The sequence below is a fragment of the Pseudoalteromonas shioyasakiensis genome, assembly GCF_022398475.1.
Lineage (GTDB): Bacteria > Pseudomonadota > Gammaproteobacteria > Enterobacterales > Alteromonadaceae > Pseudoalteromonas.
On the sequence record NZ_JAKEVM010000199.1, the window covers coordinates 1 to 5,684 of the forward strand.

Sequence of the window (5,684 nt, forward strand, 5' to 3'; positions counted from 1 at the left end):
ACTCTGCATTTTCACACATAGTATCTTTTGATTGGTAAGATTATAAAATTTTGACTAATTTAATTATAGTTTTATCTAATTATTGATTTTTATTACACAAACTTTGAGTTGACTCTTAAAGGAAACACCCCAGATGTGGTTTACAAATAAAAAATTGTTATCTGAAATTGCTTATCTGAAAGAGCAAACTGCCGAGTGTGAAAATATTAAGCAGGAACTGAAAGAAGAGATGCTGTATTTTTTATTAAGTAAAAGTGGGCATATCTTAGAAGCAAATCATCGTTTTGCTGCGGCAATCGAAATTGAAGTTGAGGATCTAAAAGGGGCAAGCATTGAAAGCTTGATCTTAAAAAAGTCATTAAATAAACCTCATACACAAAAATTCTTGTCAGCACTTAAGAAAACTAACCATTGGCATGGTGCTTTACAGTTAAAAACGAAAACTGATAGAGAGTTGTGGCTTAGAAGCATTGTTCAACCTGTAAATGAAGATATAGCTATTTTCTCATCTGAGCTCACTCGCACTATCTCTCATTCGAGAGAGAAAGAAGATATGCTTGCTGCTCTTAGTCGTTCATCTGCTGTAATCGAGTTTACTCTAGATGGAATAATTCTGAGTGCTAACGATAATTTTTTAAATGCAATGGGGTACTCTAAAAGCCAAATACTAGGTAAGCACCATAGTATCTTTTGCGATCCAGAAGAGGCAAATTCAAATTCTTACAAAGAGTTTTGGTCAGAGTTAAAGGGGGGGCGCTTTATCTCTGACCGCTTTAAAAGAATAGATAGTTATGGCAATGAAGTATGGCTTGAAGCTTCTTATAACCCTATTCATGATGAAAATGGAGATTTATATAAAGTTGCTAAGTTCGCGACTGTCATTACAGAACAAATGAGAAGAGAGCAAGCTATTTCAGAAACAGCTGGCATTGCTTACGATATCTCAAAACAAACTGACTCTGATGCAGAAAATGGTTTAGGTGTTGTAAAGCAAACTATCTCAACTATGAATGCGCTTTCTAAGAAACTTGAAACTGCGAGCGAAGGCATTAATAAACTTGATGTACAATCAGCAAAAGTGTCTCAGTTGGTTGAAAGTATTAAAGGAATAGCAGATCAAACAAACTTATTAGCACTTAATGCTGCAATAGAGGCTGCAAGAGCGGGTGAGCAAGGACGTGGTTTTTCAGTTGTCGCAGACGAAGTAAGACAATTAGCATCAAGAACGAGCTTAGCTACAGAGCAGATAATTAGTGTGGTTGCAGAAAACAAAGTACTCACTCAGGACGCTGTAACCCAAATTGAAGCTAGTTTAGTAGAAGCCAAAGATGCATTGGATTTATCTAATAGTGCAGGTAATGTAATCGATGACATTCAAAAAGGCGCAAAAGAAGTAGTTGAGGCTGTAGGCCAATTTAAAACAAACCTTTAATTTAGCTATCACAACTTGAGAGAGACTGAACAATGTGACTAAATCAAGTCAGTCTCTCAGTTATAAATTTTTCTATCGAGTATTGCAAAGCGAGCAACAATGCTTACATCCATCAACATTTGAATATTTGGTTTTTGCTTTCTCTACTGCATCTTTGCAACTATGAAAGAAACCTAAATCAGTGCGGTCTGTTATCAAGTTGAAGTACGGGCATGACTCTGTATGTACTTAATGTTCACCTGTGTTTTGGGCGTTATCGTTAATGTAATAATGTTTCAAAATACCTTCCTAAATTATCCATTTTGTTTTATTACATAGTTAATAGTATTACTTACACATTAATTAAAAACTAGCTAATAATTCCAAAGAACCAGTTTAATATACAAAAAAATAATATTTTAAGACTAATAAAAAAGTGTGTCGCAAATTTACTGTTTTAGCGTTATTGTTAGTAGGTACAAAGTATTGAGGGGAACCCTAAATGGACAATTGCAGCGTTCTTATCATTGATGATGAAGAAATTAATACCTTACAGCTGGAGCATGCTTTAGAAGGAATTGGAGATATTTCAACTTCTAACAACAGCTCTGAAGCAATACTGCTGATTGAAAAAATTAGACCAGACATTTTGATTCTTGATTTAGAAATGCCTAAAGTCAGTGGTTTTGACATTTTAGAAGTGATACAGCAAAAGCCTATTTTGGCACATATTAGAACTGTTGTCATTACATCTCACAGCGATCCTGCGATTGAAGAAAAAGCCTTATCTTTAGGCGCGATAGACTTTATTTCTAAACCGCTAAACCTCAGACTCTGTCGAATTCGTATTGAAAATCATATAAAAATAAGAACGCAAGAAAAGGTATTACAGCTAACACAAGAAGAACTATTTGCTGAAAAAGAGCAGTTGAGAATTACGATAGATTCGATTGCAGATGCAGTTATTTCTACTGATAAAAACGCAAATATTGTGTACATGAACCCTGTAGCACAAAGACTAACAGGATGGTCACAAACTGCAGCAAAAGGTCGCCATATTGAAGAAGTCATGAAGTTATGCGACGCGACAACTAAAAAACCGTCCATTAATCCTTTATCTGTAGCTTTAAAAGAAAATAGACCTGTCGCCATGGCTTTAAATACGCAATTGATTAGTAAGCAAGGAATTGAACATCGAGTTGAAGACAGCGCAGCTCCAATTCTTGATAAAAACCATAATCAATGCGGCGCTGTTATGGTATTTCAAGATGTGAGCGAAGCCTTAGCTATGTCAATGCAGATGACATATCTATCTCATCATGACCAATTAACATCATTACCAAATAGAGTGTTACTTCACGATAGACTATCTCAAGGCATTGCCAGAGCTGCTTTTAATGACACTAAATTAAGCTTAATGCTACTTGACCTAGATAAGTTTAAGTTTATTAACGATGCCTTAGGGCACCATATTGGTGATGAGATAATTGCACATATTGGTCATAGTTTAGACCGATTTGCATGTAACGACATTACTGTTGCTCGTGTTGGTGGGGATGAGTTTGCACTAGTTGTTCCTCACTCTTCTAACTCATTAAGTTTAGAGCCATTAGTCAGTCAGGTTCTTAGTGTTATTAGCAAGCCATTTAGGTCTGGTGGTGAACAACATATTCTCTCTGCAAGCTTGGGGATAAGTGTGTATCCCGATGATGCTACAAGCGTTGAAGAGATGCTTCGCCATGCAGACTCCGCAATGTATAAAGCAAAAAACGAATCTGCAAACAGTTACTTCTATTTTAGTGATGATTTACAGGTTGAAATGAATAGGCGTCTTGAGGTTGGAAATAAACTTAGAAAGGCATTAGATGAAAATGATCTCGACGTTCATTATCAACCTAAATATGATTTAAACACTGACACACTGATTGGTGTAGAAAGCTTAGTTCGTTTAAAAGATGGACAAGGTGGCTTTATTTCTCCAGTTCATTTTATTGAATATGCAGAGGAGACAGGGCTTATTTTTCGCTTAGGAGAACAAGTTCTAGAAAAAAGCTGTATTGCTGCAAAAAATTGGCTTGATAAAGGTTTCCCTATTAAAGTTGCAGTAAACATATCTGCTAAACAGTTCACAGATACTAAACTTGTAGATACTGTTGCTGAGATTCTTGAAAGAACGCAATTACCTAGCCGTTATTTAGAATTAGAAGTGACAGAATCAGCCTTGATTGATAACTTTGATTATACTGTAAGTCAATTAAAGCTTATTTCTGAAATGGGGGTGAGTATTGCTCTTGATGACTTTGGTACTGGATACTCAAGCCTTTCATATTTAAGATTGTTCCCATTAGATGTGCTGAAAATAGATCAGTCTTTTGTTCGTGATATGCTTGATGATGCTCAAGCATTAAATATTGTTACTACTATAATTGAATTAGCTCACTCTTTAAAACTCCAAATTGTGGCTGAAGGGATTGAAACTTTAGAGCAAAAAGATCGGCTGCAAGAGCTTGGTTGTCAAATAGGCCAAGGTTATTTACTTAGTAAACCATTGAGATTCGACAACGCTGATAAACTAATTCAAACCAGTAAAGCTGAAGGAATATTATGACCTTAAGTTTAAAACCATTATCACAATGTAAAGTATTCATTGTTGATGATGATGAGATGGTCAGGTTAAGTCTAGGTGTTATTTTAGAGGATCATTTTTCCGTGGATGCATACTCTTCTGGTCAGGCTGTTTTAGAAGCCTGTGAGGATTTACTTCCAGATTCGATTTTACTAGATATTAATTTACCGGATATAAGTGGTCTGGATATTTGTAGGCGACTTAAGGCTAAAGCTACATTCGAAAATATCCCAATAATTTTCATCACTTCGACTTACGATACAGAGTGTCAAAATGCATGCTGGGAAGCCGGAGCTACCGATTTTATTGGTAAACCCATCACAGCATCCACGTTGATACATCGTACAAAAAATCACTTAGAGAATAAGCTTCGATTAGAAAAGCTATTACAGCTTACTTATAAAGATTCGTTGACAGGCTTATTTAACCGTCACTATTTGGATTTAGAAGTTACAAACGTTTTTAAACAGACTTCAAGAGAGAGGAAACCGTTCAGCTTACTAATGCTGGATATCGACTTCTTTAAATTATACAACGATCAATACGGGCATCCGCAAGGAGATGCTTGCCTAAAAATAATTGCTGATGTTATTGAGCGGTCTATTCAAAGACCTCAAGATATCGTTATACGATATGGTGGCGAGGAGTTTCTTGTCATACTGCCATTCACTGACTTCGAAGGTGTTAAATTCATATGTGACCGTATATCAACTGAGCTTGAGACGATTAATATCCCGCATGTTAAGTCTATTTGGCGCCGCGCGACAGTCAGTATCGGTGGGGTTATCTATGAGCACCAAAATAAGGTGAGCTTAGGCGAGTTGATTAATTGCGCAGATAAAGCGCTTTATGCGGCTAAAAGTGATGGGCGAAACTGTTTTAGGCTTAGTTTTTGTGATTGATTTAGGCTTTTCTTACTGCTTTTTGTAGAATCCTCAGGAACATAGCCTATACTTTGGAGATTGTTAACTTACCAAGAAATACAATGGAACATTCCCAAAAGCGTCGAGATTTTCTAAAAACACTCGGTGTTGGTGCTGCAGCATCAACACTTGCGTTTAAAGCCCCTTATGTTTTTGCAAAGAACAAAGTAACCCTTCGTGTAATGGGAACACATGTTACGTTGCAAGAAGAGCTTAGACAAAGAGCAATGCGCGAGCTAGGTATAAACATCGAGTTTACGCCTATGGGGAGTGCCGCCGTTTTACAAAAAGCAGCAGCAGACCCTAGTTCTTTTGATTTGTTTGAGCAATGGTCTGACTCTATTAATATTTTGTGGCAAGCAGATGCAATTCAGCCAATCGAGGTTGATAGACTCGTTTATTGGGATGAAATAAACCCACTTACCAAGACTGGCAAAATTGTACCAGATGCAAAGTTAGGCGCAGGCGATTCACCAAACAAGCTTCTTTATGCACAGCCGGATGGTTCGTTAGGAGAAACACCATCCAAATTAATTAGCTTCATGCCATATGTACATAATGTCGATTCATTTGGCTATAACACGAATGTTATTGAAAAAGGTATTCCCTACGAAACAGAATCTTGGGCATGGTTATTAGATGAAAAGAATAGAGGGAAAGTTGCATTAGTGAATGCACCAACAATAGGCATTTTTGACGCTGCTCTAGCTGCTCAAGCTAAAGG

At 36.7% G+C, this 5,684-nt stretch carries 4 protein-coding genes; all 4 read left to right on the forward strand.

From position 1 onward, the window contains the following. Window positions 1-133: 133 nt before the first annotated feature. Entirely contained in the window at window positions 134-1,432 is a 1,299-nt protein-coding gene (locus tag L1D51_RS20215) for a methyl-accepting chemotaxis protein (RefSeq protein ID WP_239964649.1), read from the forward strand. 481 nt (window positions 1,433-1,913) lie between these two features. Further along, window positions 1,914-4,019, forward strand: coding sequence for a two-component system response regulator (locus L1D51_RS20220; protein ID WP_239964650.1), 2,106 nt, complete (start codon window positions 1,914-1,916; stop codon window positions 4,017-4,019). Then, a complete protein-coding gene (locus L1D51_RS20225; protein ID WP_239964651.1) occupies window positions 4,016-4,939 on the forward strand; it encodes a GGDEF domain-containing response regulator in 924 nt (307 codons plus the stop codon). The genes L1D51_RS20220 and L1D51_RS20225 overlap by 4 nt, the downstream gene beginning before the upstream one ends. An 83-nt stretch (window positions 4,940-5,022) precedes the next feature. Continuing rightward, on the forward strand, window positions 5,023-5,684 hold a 662-nt coding region (locus L1D51_RS20230; protein ID WP_239964652.1), incomplete at its 3' end, for an ABC transporter substrate-binding protein.

Coding starts and splice junctions, on each gene's coding strand:
- L1D51_RS20215 (WP_239964649.1), top strand. CDS start 134: ATGTGGTTTACAAATAAAAAATTGTTATCTGAAATTGCTTATCTGAAA.
- L1D51_RS20220 (WP_239964650.1), top strand. CDS start 1,914: ATGGACAATTGCAGCGTTCTTATCATTGATGATGAAGAAATTAATACC.
- L1D51_RS20225 (WP_239964651.1), top strand. CDS start 4,016: ATGACCTTAAGTTTAAAACCATTATCACAATGTAAAGTATTCATTGTT.